The organism is Pseudarthrobacter sp. NPDC055928, assembly GCF_042270935.1.
Classification (GTDB): domain Bacteria; phylum Actinomycetota; class Actinomycetes; order Actinomycetales; family Micrococcaceae; genus Arthrobacter.
Genome location: NZ_JBHJZH010000014.1, coordinates 37,707 through 55,133 on the forward strand (window position 1 = coordinate 37,707; position 17,427 = coordinate 55,133).

The 17,427-nt window shown below is 64.5% G+C and carries 15 protein-coding genes; all 15 read left to right on the plus strand.

Annotation, left to right across the window (positions count from 1 at the left end; translation table 11 throughout):
- The first annotated feature begins 35 nt into the window (after positions 1 to 35).
- Complete coding sequence (locus ACFC25_RS16735; protein WP_376047128.1) at positions 36 to 845, plus strand: CoA transferase subunit A; 810 nt, start codon at positions 36 to 38, stop codon at positions 843 to 845.
- Entirely contained in the window at positions 842 to 1,702 is an 861-nt protein-coding gene (locus ACFC25_RS16740; RefSeq protein ID WP_376047131.1) for a CoA-transferase, read from the plus strand. Before ACFC25_RS16735 ends, ACFC25_RS16740 begins: the two co-directional genes overlap by 4 nt.
- Entirely contained in the window at positions 1,699 to 2,979 is a 1,281-nt protein-coding gene (locus ACFC25_RS16745) for an acyl-CoA dehydrogenase family protein (protein WP_376047133.1), read from the plus strand. The genes ACFC25_RS16740 and ACFC25_RS16745 overlap by 4 nt, the downstream gene beginning before the upstream one ends.
- 23 nt (positions 2,980 to 3,002) lie before the next feature.
- A complete protein-coding gene (locus ACFC25_RS16750; RefSeq protein WP_376047136.1) occupies positions 3,003 to 3,959 on the plus strand; it encodes an enoyl-CoA hydratase in 957 nt (318 codons plus the stop codon).
- Entirely contained in the window at positions 3,956 to 6,073 is a 2,118-nt protein-coding gene (locus ACFC25_RS16755) for a hydantoinase/oxoprolinase family protein (RefSeq protein WP_376047139.1), read from the plus strand. The genes ACFC25_RS16750 and ACFC25_RS16755 overlap by 4 nt, the downstream gene beginning before the upstream one ends.
- A complete protein-coding gene (locus ACFC25_RS16760; protein WP_376047141.1) occupies positions 6,070 to 8,376 on the plus strand; it encodes a hydantoinase B/oxoprolinase family protein in 2,307 nt (768 codons plus the stop codon). The genes ACFC25_RS16755 and ACFC25_RS16760 overlap by 4 nt, the downstream gene beginning before the upstream one ends.
- A gap of 94 nt (positions 8,377 to 8,470) precedes the next feature.
- Positions 8,471 to 10,012: a (2,3-dihydroxybenzoyl)adenylate synthase gene (locus tag ACFC25_RS16765; protein ID WP_376047144.1), complete on the plus strand. Its 1,542-nt coding sequence runs from the start codon at positions 8,471 to 8,473 to the stop codon at positions 10,010 to 10,012.
- Positions 10,012 to 11,049, plus strand: a complete 1,038-nt coding sequence (locus tag ACFC25_RS16770) for a phosphotransferase family protein (RefSeq protein WP_376047147.1) — start codon at positions 10,012 to 10,014, stop codon at positions 11,047 to 11,049. Before ACFC25_RS16765 ends, ACFC25_RS16770 begins: the two co-directional genes overlap by 1 nt.
- 42 nt (positions 11,050 to 11,091) lie before the next feature.
- Positions 11,092 to 12,309 (plus strand): acetyl-CoA C-acetyltransferase, encoded by a 1,218-nt coding sequence (locus tag ACFC25_RS16775; protein ID WP_376047150.1) that lies wholly within the window; start codon positions 11,092 to 11,094, stop codon positions 12,307 to 12,309.
- Entirely contained in the window at positions 12,306 to 13,448 is a 1,143-nt protein-coding gene (locus ACFC25_RS16780; RefSeq protein ID WP_376047153.1) for an NADH:flavin oxidoreductase/NADH oxidase, read from the plus strand. Before ACFC25_RS16775 ends, ACFC25_RS16780 begins: the two co-directional genes overlap by 4 nt.
- A gap of 19 nt (positions 13,449 to 13,467) precedes the next feature.
- Positions 13,468 to 13,896 carry an SDR family oxidoreductase gene (locus ACFC25_RS16785; protein ID WP_376047156.1) on the plus strand — a complete coding sequence of 143 codons (429 nt, stop codon included), beginning with the start codon at positions 13,468 to 13,470 and terminating at the stop codon, positions 13,894 to 13,896.
- Entirely contained in the window at positions 13,893 to 14,366 is a 474-nt protein-coding gene (locus ACFC25_RS16790) for a MaoC/PaaZ C-terminal domain-containing protein (protein WP_376047159.1), read from the plus strand. The genes ACFC25_RS16785 and ACFC25_RS16790 overlap by 4 nt, the downstream gene beginning before the upstream one ends.
- 35 nt (positions 14,367 to 14,401) lie before the next feature.
- On the plus strand, positions 14,402 to 16,555 hold the full coding sequence (locus tag ACFC25_RS16795) for a 3-hydroxyacyl-CoA dehydrogenase NAD-binding domain-containing protein (protein ID WP_376047371.1): 2,154 nt from the start codon (positions 14,402 to 14,404) through the stop codon (positions 16,553 to 16,555).
- Positions 16,556 to 16,656: 101 nt separating this feature from the next.
- A complete protein-coding gene (locus tag ACFC25_RS16800; protein WP_376047374.1) occupies positions 16,657 to 16,875 on the plus strand; it encodes a hypothetical protein in 219 nt (72 codons plus the stop codon).
- Positions 16,796 to 17,113, plus strand: a complete 318-nt coding sequence (locus ACFC25_RS16805; protein ID WP_376047384.1) for a hypothetical protein — start codon at positions 16,796 to 16,798, stop codon at positions 17,111 to 17,113. Before ACFC25_RS16800 ends, ACFC25_RS16805 begins: the two co-directional genes overlap by 80 nt.
- Positions 17,114 to 17,427: the final 314 nt, after the last annotated feature.

Here is a 17,427-nt window from a genome sequence, read left to right on the forward strand (position 1 = left end):
ATATGTTTTACGCACGAAGGGGTGCAAAAGCTGCTATGAACAAAGTTCGTTCTCTGCAGGAATTGGTGGCGCACGTCGCCCCCGGATCGCTCGTCTCGTTCGGCGGTGGCGGCATGGTCCGCAAGCCGCTTGCCGCGTGCGCTGCGCTGGCGCTGCGTGACGCACGCTTCGACCTGACCGCGTTCCTCGGCGGCCCTGAAGTCGATTTGCTTGTCGGCATGGGCGCGGTGAACAAGCTCGACTTTGCCTACGTAGGAATGGATGCGCTCGGACTCGCGCCGAACTTTCGCCAGGCGCGTGAGAAGGGTGGCCTTCCCGTCGTCGAGTGGACCGAGGCGATGTACATCGCAGGCACGGAGGCGGCGTCCCGGCGCCTTCCGTTCATGCCGACACTGAGCGGCCCGGGCGCGGAACTGATGGAGCTCCCCGAAGCGCCGTTCGTGCGATTCGTATGCCCCCTGACAGGTGCCCCGCTCACCGCCGTCCCTGCGATTGTGCCGGACGTGCTGCTGCTCCATGTGAACCAGGCCGACCACGCGGGCAACGTCCGGATCGAGGGCGACGGCTTCCTCGACCCGTACATCGCGCGCGCTGCGAAGCAAGTGCTCGTGACTGCCGACCAGGTTGTCGACCGGCTACCGGAAGACATCACTGACCACGAGACCACCATCTCGCGGATATGGGTCACGGCCGTCGCCGAAGTGCCCGGTGGGGGCGGGTTCACGTCTGTCTATCCGCAATACCCACTCGACTACCGCGCCGCCAATGAGTATGTCCAGAACGCGCGAGATCGCAACTGGCTGCAGCGATACTGCGAAGACCTAGTGATGGGAGCCGTGCGATGACCGCATCGGAACTGACGACGGAATACACCGTCGAGGAGCAGGTGATCTCGGTGCTGACCGAGATCTACCGTGGCGAAGTCATCGCCGTCGGTGCGACCGCGTCTGCGGAGATCGCGGTGCGGCTGGCGAAGGCGCTTTACGCCCCAGAGGTTGTGCTCATGGCCGGAGGCAGCATGGCCGGATACGATAGCGACTGGGCGCCGAAGGGCCTGAATGACGAGTGGATCGGCCGTAGCAGTTCGCTGCGGGGCTCCGACTGGATCGAGACTTTCGACCTCATCGCCGCCGGCAAGTACGCCATCTGCATGGGACCCGTCCAGGTCGATCAATACGGCAACTGCAACATCTCCGTTCTCGGCGACTGGCACAGCCCGAAGGTCCAGCTCATCGGGTCGCGCGGTATCCCAGACGATCAGGCCCGGCTGAAGGAGCTCACCTACCACGTGCGGAACCACAATCCGCGCAGCGTCGTCGCCCAGGTCGACTTTCGCTCCGGGATTGGCTACGGGCCCGGGCGCGCGGAGAGCGGATTGGCGAACGGTGACATCCGGATGCTCGTGACGAACCTGGGCGTATTCGACTTCGATCGCGATGGCAGGGGGATGCGCATCCGTTCTCTGCACGCTGGGGTGACGGTCGACGACGTGCAGGCCGCGAGTGGCTTTGAGGTCCTCGTGCCTGAGGGCGAAGTGCCGCGCACTGCGCCGCCCACACAGGAGGAGTTGCTTTGGATCCGAGGGCGGATCGACCCGCTCGGGGTGCGCCGCCTCGACTCGCCGACTGCGCAGCCGAACCTACTGTTAGAGATCGCCGAGCGGGAGCGCGACCTCTGGACGACGAGGGGGGTGCTGCGGTGAGCTGGGACTTCAGTACGGACGCCGACACCGACGTCGAGCTCGCGTGGATCCGCGATTTCATCGATACGCGAGCCGTGCCGCTCGAGGCCATAAACCTGCCGACCGAGGAGTTCCAGCGGGTAGCCGCACCACTCATCGCCGAGGTAAAGGCGCACGGGCTGTGGGCGGCGCACCTCGACCCCGCCCACGGCGGCTCCGGCCGAGGTCAGCTGCGGCTCGCGCTCATGAACGAGATCGTCGGGCGTTCCCGCATCGGACCGCTCCTCTTCGGCACGAACCCGCCGGACTCCGGCAACATGGAGATGCTCGGCGCCCATGGAAGCCTGGAGCAGCGCGAGCAGTACTTGAAGCCGCTCGTGGCCGGCACGGCACGTTCTGCCGTAGCCATGACGGAGCCAGGTGCGGGCTCCGACCCCACCCTGCTGACTACCAGCCTGGAGCGCGTCGGTGACCGGTGGCGGCTAAATGGGAGAAAGTGGTTCGCATCGAACGCGTCTGTGGCCGATTTCTTTCTCGTGATGGGGGTCAGCGATCCCGCTGCCGCGCCGCGGGAACGCGCGACGATCGTCATCGTCGATCGTGATGCACCCGGAGTGAACGTGCTGCGCGATATCCCTTCGATGGAAGACCCGGAGCCGCGTGCGGGGCAGATCGAGAACCACTGTGAGATCGAGTTCACCGATGTCGATTTACCCGCGGAAGCCGTGCTCGGCGATCCTGGTCGCGGGTTCGCGATGATGCAAGAACGGCTGGGCCCCGCACGCCTGCATCACTGCATGCGCTGGATTGGTCAAGCGCAGCGGGCCTTCGACATGCTCTGCGAGCGGGTCACTTACCGAGAATCGCACGGTTCGGTGCTCGCCGAGAAGCAGACGATTCAGAATTGGATCGCTGACTCAGCAGCCGAGATCGCCGCTGCACGCCTGCTGACCCTGCACGCAGCGTGGCGGATCGACACCGTCGGAGCGAAGGACGCGCGAGCAGACATCGCATTGATCAAGTTCTACGACGTCAAAGTGCTGCACGACGTGATCGACCGTGCAGTACAAGTGCACGGCTCGCTAGGTTTCTCTGCCGATCTGCCGCTGGAGTCGATGTACCGCAGGGCGCGCGGTGCACGCATTCTGGACGGCCCCGATGAGGTGCATCGCCAAACCGCCGCGAGACTGCTCCTGCGCAATGTGCAGCCGCCCGCCGACGGCGTTCCTTCCGAGCACCTCCCGACCCTACGCAAGACAGCACTGGCGATGGCCACTCGGCCCTTCGAACAGTCGTGATAGACGAGAAAGTGAGCAGACTCATGAGCGCTGACCATGTTCGGTACGAGATCGTCGAATCCGGGATCGCGAAGATCTCGCTCTCGCGGCCCGAGAAGGCGAACGCGCAAGACGTGCGGATGACCTACGAGCTCAACGCTGCCTTCGAACGTGCCGCCGCAGACGACGACATCAAGGTCATCATTCTGGCCGGCGACGGTAACCACTTCTCCGCCGGTCACGACCTGCGCGATGTCGTATGGCACGACGAGTTCGACGCGACCAGCACGTGGGGCGGGTTCCATGAGCCCGGCGCCGAGGGCTGGGTGGCACGCGAGGAGGAGATCTACCTCGGGATGTGTCGACGGTGGCGGGACATCCCTAAGCCGACCATCGCAGCAGTGCACGGTAAGACGATCGGCGGGGGGCTCATGCTTGCCTGGGTGTGCGACCTGATCGTCGCCGCCGACGACGCCTCCTTTGCCGATCCGGTCGTCGACATGGGTGTGTGCGGCGTCGAGTGGTTCGTCCACCCTTGGGAGATGGGCAGTAGGAAGGCGAAGGAGTTGCTCTTCACTGCGGATTTCTGGAATGCGCAGGAGGCCCGCGAGATGGGCATGGTGAATCACGTTGTGCCGCGGGAGGACCTCGCGGACTTCACTCTTCAGCTGGCGAGAAAGATCGCGGCGAAGCCAATGTTCGCCCTCCGGCTCACCAAGGAGGCGGTGAACCAGTCAACGGATGCGACCGGTCAGCCAGGCGCGATCAAGGCGGCGTTCGCCCTTCACCAGCTCGCACACGCCCACAACCTCGAGCGGTTCGGCATCTGCCTTGACCCGTTAGGCGTACCGGCGAAGCTGCTGGAGACCTTCCCGCCTGCCGAACGCCGCGACGAACGGCGCACCCAGCGCCGGAACGAGCGGAATCGGGAACGATCCACCCCTGACGGCAGTCAGGGCCACAAGTTAAAAGTCGAACTCAACGAGGAGAAACTGGCATGAGCTATGTGATCGGTGTGGACGTCGGAGGGACGTTCACGGATGCCGTCGCGTCCTGCGACGACGGCACTATGTACTCGACGAAGTCGCCGTCGACACCTGAGAACTACGCCAAGGGCGTCGTTTCGGTGCTCGACGACCTTGCCGAGCGAATCGGGGTGTCCACGAAGGAGCTCTTGGGAGACACCAGCTACATCGCGCACGGCACGACTTCTACGCTGAACGCCTTGGTGACCCGCGATGTCGCGAAGATCGGGTGGCTCGCCACCATGGGACACCGCGACTCCATCTACATCATGAATGTCGTCGGTCGCTACGCGGGTAACAGCCCCGAGCAGATTCAGGACATCCTCTCGACCCGAAAGCCGCAGCCGCTGCTACCGAAGCGAAGGGCGAAAGAGATTATCGAGCGGATCGACAGCAGCGGCGCTGTCGTCGTACCCCTCGATGAGGATCAGGCGCGCCGTCAGATCGCAGATCTGCTCGAGCAGGGCGTCGAGGCGATTGCTATCTCGCTCTTGTGGTCTTTCCGCAACCCGGTGCATGAGCGCCGGCTACGGGAACTCGTCCACGAGCAGGAGCCGGGCATGTACGTGACGCTCTCAAGCGAGCTGTCGCCCCGAATCCGCGAGTTCTCCAGGAATGCGACGACGATCATGAGTACGCAGGTGGGCCCGCGCCTCGGTCGCTACCTCACCGGACTTGAGGATGAGCTGCGCGACCGCGGGCTCACCGGTCCGCTTCTCGTCATGCAGGGCACCGGCGGCACGGTCGCCGCGAGCGAGGCGCCGAAGAGCGCCATTACGACGGTGGGTTCTGTGCTCAGCGGCGGAGTTTCCGGCGCCACCCGGCTCGCCGAGCAGCTTGGTCACCGCAACGTGATCTGCACCGATGTGGGCGGCACGACCTTCCTCGTCGGGCTCGTCATCAACGGCGAGCCACTCGCCTCATCGTCGGCGGTAATCAACCAGCACGAGGTCGACGTACCGATGCTGAAGGTGCAGATTATCGGCAGCGGCGGGGGCGCGATCGCCCACCTCGACGCGGGCGGCAACCTGCGAGTCGGCCCGAACAGCGCGCAGGCCGTTCCTGGGCCGGCGTGCTACGACCAGGGCGGGACACAGCCGACCGTTACGGACGCGAACCTCGTGCTCGGCATCCTCAACCCGGAGAATTTCCTTGGCGGGCGCAAAAGGCTCTCAATCGAGCGATCGCGGGAGGCCATCCGGGAACACATCGCGGACCCGCTCGGCATGACGGTGGACGAGGCAGCTGCGGCGATCTTCGCAGTGCAGAACGCGCAGACCGCGGACCTCGTCCGCAAGGTCGTCGTAGAGTCAGGGCGTGACCCGAGCGAGTTCGTCATGTATGCATTCGGCGGTGCCGGACCCGTCCACTGCTTCGCATACGGTGCCGATCTGGGCGTGCAGGCGACCGTGGTGCCACTCGGCTCTTCTGCGGCGGCCTTCTCTGCGTATGGGCTGGCTGCGAGCGATGTCTCCATCGTGAAGGAGATCTCGGACCCGGGCTTCTACCCGGTGCCTTCCGCGAAGGTCAATGAGGTCTTCGAGGGGCTGGAACGGGACGCCCGTGAGGCGCTGGCGAAGCAGCACATCGATTTTACCGAAATCGTGATTCACCGCCAGGTCGACGTGCGGTACACAATGCAGCTGGCAGAGCTGGCCGCCCCGGCGCCGAGCGGCATCCTAACCGAGACAGACGTTGCGGGTATCGTTGCGGCATTCGAGGAGCGCTACGCTCAGGCCTTCGGCAAGGGCACCGGATTCGCCGGTGCGGGCTTCCAGTTCATCACGTATCGGGTTCGAGCGGTCGGAGTCATGCCGACCGAGGTGCGACTTCCGACGGCGGAACCGGCGAACGGTCTCACGGTCGAGCAGGCGATCGTCGGGCATCGCCCGGTGCTCATCGACCCCGCACGGGGCTTCGAGGTGACGCCGATCTACGACTATCTGAAGCTGCGGCCGGGCCACACCATTACGGGGCCCGCCATCGTGGAAGTGCCCACCACCACAGTAACGGTCTCGGCGAACGATACAGCCAAGATCGACCACCTTGGAAACTTGGTTCTCACTCATGGAACGGAGACTCAGAAATGAGCGGCATCCCAGGCTCGGAAATATTCAATAGCCGTCCAATCGATCTCGACGTGCTGCGGGCAAGTGTCCCAGCAAACTTGAAACTCCACACCGTCTCGCAGGACGTGATCGACGGTGTGGACCCCCTGACCTACGAGGTCATCCGCCACCGACTCTGGTCGATCACCGACGAGATGGGCGACACCCTGAAGAGGATGTCCGGCTCGATCGTCGTAACAGAGGCGAATGACTTCGACTTCGCCATCTGCGACGAACTCGGTCAGGAGGTACAGATCGGGCTCTACAACACCTTTCTGTCCGCCTCGCTGGATCTCGCTGTGTACTGGACTCTTCAGAACCGCGCCGAGAACCCGGGGATCAACGACGGCGACATGTTCCTGTGCAACGACCCGTGGGTCGGCGGCGGTCTCCACCAGAACGACGCGACTGTGTTCGCTCCATACTTCTTCGACGGTCAGCTTTTCGGTTGGTCGTCAGCGGTCGCACATGAACTCGACGTGGGCGGTGTCGCACCTGGTTCGTGGACGCCGCGCGCCCAGGACATCTTCTGGGAGTCACTGCCGACGCCACCGATCAAGGTCGTACGGGACGGCGTCATCCAACGCGATGTAGAGGAGGTTTGGACCCGACGGTCGCGCATGCCGCAACTCGTTGCGCTTGACCTGCGTGCGAAGGTGGGCGCGAATATGACGGCTCGAAGCCGGCTCCGCGAACTGCTGGAGACCTACGGTGCGGACACGGTCAAGGCGGTCATGAAGCGCATCATGAACGACGCCGAGACTCGGCTTCGGTCGAAACTCCGGTCACTCCCCGACGGCACCTGGTATGCCACCGGCTACCAGGAGCACTCCGGCATGGGAGACCGCGGCATCTACAAAATTGAACTCGCTCTCACGAAGACCGACGACCACTTGACCTTCGACTTCCGCGGAACAAGCGAGCAGACGGGAATGATCAACTGCCCGTATTCGGGAGTGCGTGCCGGCATCATGTCGACGCTGCTCCCCGTGCTCGCTGGTGACATTCCGTGGGCGGCCGGCGGTTTGATGCGCTGCTTCGACATCATCGTAGACGAAGGCTCCATGATCAATGCGTCTTTCCCCGCTGCTGTCGGCAAGGGCCCCGTTGGGCCGGCCTGGGCTGTCGGCAACCTCGTGAACGAGTGCTTCGCGAAGATGCTCGATTCCAGGCCGGCCATGCGCGAGTCCGTGCAGTCGGTCTGTGGCGGGACTTTCGACATGGTCGCACTGGCAGGCGTCAACGACCAGCAGATTCCGTTCGTTTCGTTGGTGATGGACACGATGGCCGGCGGCTATGGTGCCGGAGTGACTCGCGACGGCCAGGACACCGGCGGCATGTTCGTCATCCCGATGGGTCGGGCTCCCGACGCCGAGATGACCGAACTCACGTCGCCCGTCCTGCTTCTGTGGCGAAGGGAGGAGACGGACTCCGGCGGCCCCGGCATGCAGCGAGGCGGTATGAGTGGTTCCGTGTGTTTGATACCGCATGGCACTCCCGAACCGATGAGCGCCGTGTTCTCGGGATCTGGAAAGGCGACAGCGATGAACACGGGCCTGGCCGGCGGATACCCGGGCAATACTCAGCTCGACATCGTCGTCCGTGGCAGCGACGTGCGCGCCGCGTTCGCCGCCGGCCGCATTCCGCAGGAGGTCACCGATCTCGGTGGGGTGCAGGATGTGATTGGCGCGGAGGTCGAAACGTCCATCGGGCTGGATGATGCTGTGTTCGTGCATTGGCAGAGCGGTGGTGGCTACGGGGACCCGATCCTACGGAAAGCAAAGGCGGTCGCCGACGACGTCACCGAGGCGAGAGTGTCGAAGCAGGCGGCGCACGACTTGTACGGAGTGGTTTTCACCAACGACGGCGAAGTCGATGATACGGCCACACACCTCCGTCGTGAGACGATCAGGCGAGACCGTCTGGCGCGAGCCGAAGTGGCGGGCGAGACGCGTCCGCTCGACCCGGCGGCGCTGATACCAGGCGGTGACGGTTCGCTCGACATCAACGTCACAATGAGCGGCTCCAGCGTCGCTTGTCGGCACTGCGGCGAGACGCTCGGCGCGGCCGGAGCCGACTACCTTGCGCGCCTACCGAGGGACGAGGCCGCGCCTGCGGCGGCCGGTCCGCACATCTGGGCTGACTCAGCGACCTATATCGACGAGTTGGTGGTGTTTCGGCAGATCTTCTGCCCTGGCTGTGCGACCGCGCTGCTCAGCCAGGTGGTTCCGGCCGACCATCCGTTGCCCCACGACGCTCCAGATATGGAGGTCGCCAGTGCCTGACGGTGCATTCCCACGACGATCGGAGGAGCTCATCGAGCGTTACCGATCGACCGGGGCATGGGCGGGACGCACAATCGGGGATGAATTACGCCAGGTGGCTCAGCAGTTCCCCGATCGGGTTGCCGTGGTCGATGACAGCTCGTCGATCACATATCGAGAGTTAATCGCGCAGGCCTGGGCGGTCGCAAGCGGATTGATCCGCCGCGGCATCAGGCCCGGCGACCCCGCTGTGATGCAGTCGGGCAACACGGTGCAAACAATCGTTGCTCTCTACGGACTCATTCTCGCGGGAGCGGTGCCTGTTTGCGCTCTGCCACAGCATCGCGAGAAAGAGATCAGCGACCTTATCGCGCTTACGCGCGCAAGAGTCCATGTCGCACAAGCTGACTGGCCCCGCGCCGACCTCGCGGCACTCGCCGTCACCATGCGGGAGCGCCACGACCACCTCGAGGTCGTGCTAGCCGTCCGCGGCAGGATCGACGGCGGCGTCGCGCTCGAGGAACTGGTCAACGAACCGATCGGTGCCTTGCCCGAACTCAATTCGGAAGGACTTGCTCTGCTGCAATTGTCGGGGGGGACCACCGGTACCCCGAAGCTCATCCCCAGACTGCACTGCGACTACGTTTGCAACGCGCGAACGTGGGGCGCATTCTGGGGCTGGGACGAGCGGGTCGTGTCAATGCATGTACTGCCGATCATGCACAACGCGGGGCTCGTGCTCTCTCTGGTCGCCTCGCACATGGTCGGCGGTACCGCCGTGCTGGCGCCCCGGGTCGACCCGGCGGTAATGGCGAAGCTAATAGAACAGGAGCGGGTCAGCGACATGGTGATCAACGCGACCGTCGCATTCCGGATGTTGGAATCGCCCGAGTTTCGCGCGGCCGATACCTCCTCGCTGCGTCGGGTGTGTGTCGGGCCGCAGAACGTAGAGCACGCGAAGCGATTCGAGGAGGAGCTGGGTTTACGCGCCCTCGGCGTCTTTGGCATGGGCGAGGGGCTCATCATGGCGACTCCATGGAACGCAACTGCGGAGCTGCGGCGTAACACAGTCGGGGTCCCGATTCATCCGCTCGACGAGGTTCGGCTCGTTGACGAGAACTGTAACGAGGTGGCAACCGGCGAGGTCGGCGAGCTTACAACCCGCGGGCCGTACACAATTCTCGGGTACTACGACGCCGAGACGTACAACGCGGGTGCCCTCACCCCCGACGGGTTCTTCCGAACCGGTGACCTCGCGCGTGCGACGGAGGTCGACGGCCGGGTCTATTACGCGATCGAGGGCAGGATCAAGGACAACATCGATCGAGGTGGCGAGAAGATCAACGCAGACGAGATCGAGTCGCAGCTCAGTGCCCACCCCGCTGTCGTCTCAGCCGCGATCGTCGCAATGCCCGACCCCGAGCTTGGGGAGAAGGTGTGCGCCTACATCGTCGCCCGTGGCGGTCAGCCAACACCGACTGTCGAGACCATCGCCACCTACCTCTTGGAGCAGGGCCTTGCGAAGTTCAAACTCCCTGAACGGGTGGAACTCGTCACCGAGCTGCCGCTGACCCCCGTCGGCAAGGTCGCCAAGAAGCAGCTGCGGGCGGACATTACGGCGAAGCTCGAGGCACAGCGCTGGGAGGCGAAGTCATGATGAGTGCGGCGGCATCGCCGCGGGCGGCCGGATTGCCGCTCGACGCGCTTTCTGCATGGGCCCGGGACCGTGTCGACGGCCTGGCGGGGTTCGTCGAGAGTCGTCTCATCGCCGCAGGACGGTCGAACCTGACATACCTGCTCACCGACTCGACCGGCAGGCGTCTCGTGCTGCGACGCCCGCCGCTACGCATCGAGGCGCAGGGCGCACATGATGTCCTCCGGGAGTACCGCATCCTCACCGCACTCAGCGCGACCTCACCGGTTCGGGTTCCGATCCCGATAGCGGCGTCGGAGGACAACGGGCCGATTGACGCTCCGTTCTACCTCATGGATTTTGTGGACGGCGTGATCGTGCGGGACCTTGATACGGCAGAATCCCTCTCGCAGACCGCGAGAGGACGCGCCGGTGCAGCCATGATCGACGAACTTGCCGTGCTCCATAGGGTCGACCCGGCCGCAGCTGGGCTCGAGACGCTCGGGAAGCCAACCGGCTACCTGGAGCGGAACTTGCGACGCTGGGCGGTGCAGGTCCACGAGAACGCACCATGTGCCGCTGACTTGATCCGGCTGCACACGCAGCTCCTCAAGGCGATGCCCGCGCAGCAGACCACCGCCCTTATTCATGGCGACTACCGGCTCGACAACTGCGTCCTATCGCCGGAGGGCGGCGTGCTAGCGGTACTCGACTGGGAGCTCTCAACACAGGGGGACCCCCTCGTAGACCTCGGCTGGATGGTGTTGTACTGGCAGCCGAGTGCGGAGCTTGCCGACATTTTGCCGAAAGGGAGCGGGCTGCCCGGATTCAGCCCCCGCGATGCGATCGAGGGCCAGTACGCTGCAGCCAGCGGACTGGACCTCAGCGACCTGGGGTACTACGTGGCTTTCGCCGCATGGCGCCTCGCAGTCATTACACTCGGCGTGCAGGGGCGCTACCGCGCAGGTGAAGGCGCCGGCGATGTGGTCGACGCCGCCGAACTCACGCGCCACGTGGAAATCCTTGCGGCCACGACGGCAGACCAGCTGCGGTGGCAGTGATGCCGGAACGACCGGCCAATCATCGATGTGGAAGGAAATGAGATGGTAGAAGCAGTGATCGTCGCGGCGAAACGTTCGCCGATAGGACGCGCCATGAAGGGCTCGCTCAAAGAAGTCCGCCCGGACGACCTCGCCGCGATGATAGTCGGCGCCGCGGTCGAATCTGTCGAGGGGCTCGACCCCTCCGACATCGAAGATCTCATGCTTGGGTGTGGTTGCCCAGGCGGTGAGCAGGGGTACAACATGGCCGGCGTGGTTACGACCCTGCTCGGCTGGGACTCCGTCCCTGGGACGACGGTGACGCGCTACTGCGCCTCGAGTCTGCAGACCACGCGCATGGCCTTCCACGCCATCAAAGCGGGGGAGGGCGATGTCTTTGTCAGCGCCGGAGTCGAGGCGGTCAGTCGCGCCTTCAAGGGCACCAGCGACTTCCTTCCCGACACGGTCAACCTGAAGTTCGACCCCGCACAGCAGCGCACCGCGACCTTCGCCGAAGGCAGAAAAGTGTGGTCGGATCCTCGCCAGCTGGGCGGCCTTCCCGACATCTACATCGCGATGGGGCACACCGCGGAGAATGTCGCGCAGCTGAAGGGAGTCAGCCGCGAAGACCAGGACGCATTCGCACTCCGCAGCCAGCAGCGCACAAAGGAAGCTGCCGCAAGTGGGTTCTGGGCGCGTGAGATCACCCCGGTCGTCACGCCGAACGGCACGACCGTGTCTGCGGACGACTCGCCCAGGCCGGATACCACCGCTGAGGGCCTCGCCGGCCTGCAACCCATATTCCGTCCGGATGGGACGGTAACTGCGGGGAACTGTTGCCCGCTCAACGACGGCGCTGCGGCGCTCGTGATCATGAGCGCCACAGAAGCGAAGCGCCGCGGCGTGACTCCCCTGGCCCGCATCATCTCGACGGGAGTCTCGGGCCTGTCGCCGGAGATCATGGGACTTGGCCCCGTCGAGGCTTCCCGGCGCGCTCTGACGCGAGCCGGAATGTCGATCGGCGACGTTGACCTCGTCGAGATCAACGAGGCGTTCGCTGCCCAAGTTCTCGCGTCCCAGCGAGAACTCGGGATCGAACTCGACCGACTCAACGTGAACGGCGGTGCGCTGGCGGTTGGTCACCCGTTCGGCATGAGCGGCGCCCGCATCGTTACGACCATGCTGAACTCGCTGCAGTGGCACGACAAGCAGACCGGCCTCGTGACGATGTGCGTCGGTGGCGGCCAGGGTATGACAGTTGTTTTGGAGCGCCTGTCGTGATCGCGCGAGCGAGCAGCCGTGGGGCCGCGGCTACGGCATCCCGGTTGTTCGCGCCGCTCACGATTCGTGGGCTCACGGTGCGTAACCGCGTCTGGCTGTCGCCGATGTGCCAGTACTCGGTGGAGGCAATGGACGGTGTTCCGAGCGACTGGCACCTCGTGCACCTTGGCGCCCGCGCGGCGGGTGGCTTCGGTCTCGTCATGGCGGAGGCGACTGCGGTAGATCCCGTCGGGCGAATCAGCCCGCAGGACACAGGTCTGTGGAGTGACATCCAGGCGGTTGCCTGGAGGCGGATCGCGGAGTTCGTGCACAGCCAGGGTGCGGCGATCGGGATCCAGCTCGCGCATGCTGGACGCAAAGCATCTACGTACGCCCTCCACGCACCTCACCGTGGCGCGGTGCCAATGGAAGAAGGCGGGTGGCAGACCTGGGGTCCTACCACCACGCCACTACCCGGGCTGCCGGCCCCGCATGCGATGACTTTGGATGACATCGGCACAGTGGTCGAGGCTTTCGGCGACGCCGCAGAACGAGCCCACTGGGCCGGGTTCGACGTCGTCGAGCTGCACGCCGCCCACGGTTACCTGATTCACCAGTTCCTGTCTCCGCTGTCGAACCACCGCACTGACGCCTATGGCGGTGATTTTGAAGCCCGAAGCCTCTTCGCGACCGAAGTGGTCAAGAGCGTTCGCCGCCGCTGGCCTGCGCATAAGCCGCTGTTCATGCGCCTGTCTGGCACGGAGTGGGTGGACGGCGGCTGGGATACGGCCGATTGCGCCCGACTCGCCGCTCTCGTCGAGCCGCTCGGCGTCGATCTCATCGACGCGTCGTCTGGGGGCGTCGGCCCTGCTGGCGGGATCGCGGTCGGTCCCGGCTATCAGGTACCGTTCGCCAAAGAGATCAGGGAGCGGGCCGGCATCCCGACGGCTGCAGTCGGACTCATTGTTGAGGCAACCCAAGCCGACGAGGTGCTCGCTTCGGGCGCAGCGGACGCCGTCTTCATCGGCCGCGCCGCGCTGCGAGACGCGAGCTGGCCGCTGCGCGCTGGCCACGAACTCGGGCTGGACCGGGATACCTTGCCATACCCGCCGCAATACCTCCGCGGGGCCTGGCGGCACCCGCGGGCTGCGACGATCTGAGAAACTGAACGGAGTGATCATGGGTGAATTACAGGGCCGAGTGGCGCTGGTAACTGGCGCGGGCGGTGGGATCGGGGAGGCGTGCGTGCGCGCGCTTGCGGCCCGCGGTGCGAACGTGACCGTCGCGTACGTTACCGCCAAGCACGCCCTTGAGGGTCTGTCGAAAGTTGTCGCAGCTGAAGGCGGCCCTCGCGGGGTTACGAGCAACTACGTCAACCCAGGATACGTTCGCGCCGCACTCGTCGAACAGCAGTTTGGCGACCAGGCGACCGCGCACGGCATCTCCGATCAGGAGGTGGTGGAGACCGTGCTGCTCAAGCGCAGCACAATCAAACGCCCGATCGAACCAGAAGATATCGGCGAGCTCGTCGCCTGGTTCACCTCCGACGCTGCTTCGATGGCGACCGGCGCGTCTTGGGTGATGGACGGCGGATGGAGCGCCCGGTGACCGTCGCCCGCGGCATGCTCACCGCCGATGACCTCATCGTCGGCCACGTGTTCCAGCTCGGCGAGCACACTCCGACCCGCAACGAGATCGTTGAGTACGCCACCGCGTGGGACCCACAGCCGTTTCACACCGACATCGCGGCTGCCCGAACCGGCTACTTTGGCGATGTCATCGCCAGCGGTGTGCACACTCTCGGCATCTTCCAGCGACTCGCTGTGGAGTCCGTTTACAGTCGGCTCGATGTGCTCGCCGGACGCAGCCTGCAGAGTGTTCGGTTTCTGAAGCCAGTGTTGCAGGCGCGTACCCTCACCGGCTCCGTAACCGTGGTCGAGGTCGACCTGTCCTCGGAAATCCGAGCGCCGGTGCTGCTCCACGGCGCACTGTGTGATCTGGAGGGCACCGACGTCTTCACGGTCGACGTCGACGTCATCATCTGGCGCCGCCGCGGTCGGGAAGGAATGAGGGCATGACAGCCGAAGCACGTTCTTCCATGAATTCGGGTCCAATGGCGGGCGAGTACCTGGTGGAGTACGAACCGGGTGTGAGCACTGCATATCCGTCCCTGGAGGAGATCCAGCTGCCCGGACTGGGCACGTTCGCCCTTATTACGTTGACGGGCCGCGACCGCAAACCGGCCACCTTCAGCCCCGAGTCACTGAACGAACTCGGCACACTCCTTCAGCAGGTCGGGGATCGTGCAGCGGCGGGAGAGTTTGCCGGGGTCGGTATTACCGGTCACGGCAGAAGTTTTGTCGCTGGCGCGGACCTGACGGCCATGCGGAGCCTCACGGACGCGGCTGCGGCCCGGGAGATCGCGGCCCTTGGCCACAATGTATTCGGTGTCCTCGCGGAGATGACGGTACCCACTTTCGCTTTTATCAACGGTGCAGCGATTGGCGGGGGACTGGAAACAGCCCTCGCCGCCGACTACCGGTCGGTCTCCGCAGGCGCAAACGGAATCGCATTGCCGGAGGCGTATCTGGGGTTGGTCCCCGGATGGGGCAGCGTGTACCGGCTGCCGCGGCTGATCGGCCCGCGCAACGCAGTCAAGGTGATGATTGAGAACGCGCTCAGCAATAACAGGGCCCTCAGCAGCACGGCGGCCCATGATCTGGGGATTGCCGACACCATCTACGAACCAGCCGATTTCCTGGCGGAATCCATCGCCTGGGCGGGCTCGATCATCGCCAGCGACCGGCAGGTCGTCCATGCGCTGGCAGCCCGGCGCAGCGAAAAGGCCTGCGTTTCCGATGAAGACTGGTACGCCGCTCTGGACGCGGGCTACGCCTTCATCACGGCGAGGAATGCCACCAGCGCGCCGGCACCGTCACGCGTGCTGGATCTGCTGGAACGCGGCCGGACCCTGACCCAATCCGAATCCGCGGAACTTGAGATCCGAGCGCTCACCGAACTGATCCTGACGCCCGAGTTCAAGAATTCGGTGTACGCACTCCTGGATCTGCTCCAGCGACGGGCCAAGAATCCCTCCGGGGCGCCAGATCCGGATCTCGCGCGGCCCGTCCGGAAGGTCGGCGTCGTTGGTGCTGGCCTGATGGCCGGCCAGTTGGCGCTGCTTTTCGCCCGGCAGCTTCGGGTACCGGTGGCCCTGACCGATATCGATCAGGGCCGTGTGGACAAAGGCGTGAGCTATGTCCACGCCGAGGTGGATAAGCTCCTCGCCAGGAAACAGATTTCTGCCGATGACGCCAGGAGAATCAAGGCGCTGGTCACTGGCTCGGTCAGCAAGGAAGTCTTGGCTGACGCGGATTTTGTGATCGAGGCTGTCTTCGAGGAGCTTTCCGTCAAGAAACAGGTCTTCGCAGAGGTCGAAGCCATCGTCTCGGATGAGTGCATTCTCGCCACCAACACCTCCTCGCTGTCCGTCACCAAGATGGCGGCGGACCTGCTGCATCCCGAACGGGTGATTGGGTTCCACTTCTTTAACCCCGTGGCCGTCATGCCCCTGCTGGAAATCGTCCCGGCCCCCATGACCAGCAACGTGGCCCAGGCAACAGCGTTTGTGCTGGGTAAGGCCCTGAAGAAAACCACGGTACTGACACAGGACGCCACCGCCTTTGTGGTCAACCGCGTCCTGCTGCGGCTGATGGGTGAAGTCATCCGTGCCTTCGATGAAGGCACTCCGGCCGAAACCGCTGACAACGCTCTCAAACCGATGGGCCTGCCGATGACGCCATTCACCCTACTGGCGATGATCGGCATTCCGGTGGCCCAGCACGTTACCGAATCCCTGAATGCAGCCTTTGGTGACCGGTTTCCTGTCTCGGCGAACCAGCAGAAGCTCATTGACCGGGAGATCAAGGGGATCTGGGCCACTGACGAGGACGGCCTCCGTCAGGTCCCGCAGTCCACGCTGGACGTGCTGGAGGTCGGCACGTCACCGATCACCTCTGAAAAACTCTTGGAACGTGTTCAACTGGCGTTGGCGGAGGAGATTCGGCTTCTGCTGGATGAAGGCGTCGTTGCCGCTCCGGAAGACGTTGATCTGTGCATGATTGCTGGGGCCGGCTGGCCGCTGCACCTGGGCGGCATCACACCGTACCTGGACCGGGTGGGGGCCTCCGAAAGAATGAACGGGCGGTTGTTCCACCCCGGTCGGTTGTCTCGCGCGGATTCCCGCTGGGCCACGTTACCCATCTAAGAGAGTAGAGGGCAAAAGTGACACGTATTGGCATCGTGGCCCGGTTAGGTCTCGAAACGAGGGTGGCGGGGACACCTGTCACAGTCAGGCAGTTGGCGGAGATGGGCTACGACGTTGTGGTCGAGAAAGGCGGGGGAGTCGGCCTCTTCTGTGATGATTCCGAAGCGGGTGCTCTGATTGTGGGCGCCGATGAGGTGTGGGGCAGTGAAGTGGTGTTGCGCATCAATCCGCCTACTGAGGATGAGATCTGCCGTCGCGGACGCCGACTATCTGGAGTCAGTGATTCAGACCATCACCACGGAGAAGGCCCGGCAGGATGAGCTGGCCCGCAGCCAGGAAGAGACGCGCAAGGCGGCCGTGGAACACGAGAAGGCCATGGCCCTGCTCGCAGCGGCCCGCGTCGAAGAACTCCGCGCCCAGGCCACGACACTGGCCAAGCCGGACGGCCCCCGTTATTTGCCCCGGGTGGGGAGCGAAACCAGCGAAACCCTTAACCCGCAGCACGCCCTAGGAACTCGTCGATCTTCGCCGAGCACAGCAAAGGGGCGCCCCCCGTGAGTGCGCCCCTTTTGTCGGGGTCTCGGCAGGCCTTTCTTGACGGCGTCCTTGACCTTCTCGCCGGCCTGCTTCAACCTGCCCCTTGGCCTGGTCGGCGTGGCCCTCGACGCGCAGACTCTCATCGCCCGTCGGACCGGTTTTTGGGCAATTCAGGAAGGCTGACTGGTGAGAAGTGACTTAGCTACCGTGGCAACATGCACTAGATGCATGGAGCCTCCAGCTTCAGTGCTGAATGCAGCCCATCAGAATGGTTGCAGCAGTTCGCTTGCGGTCTGCGCCAATTTCTGACTCTGGGAAACTTTAGATCCGTCATG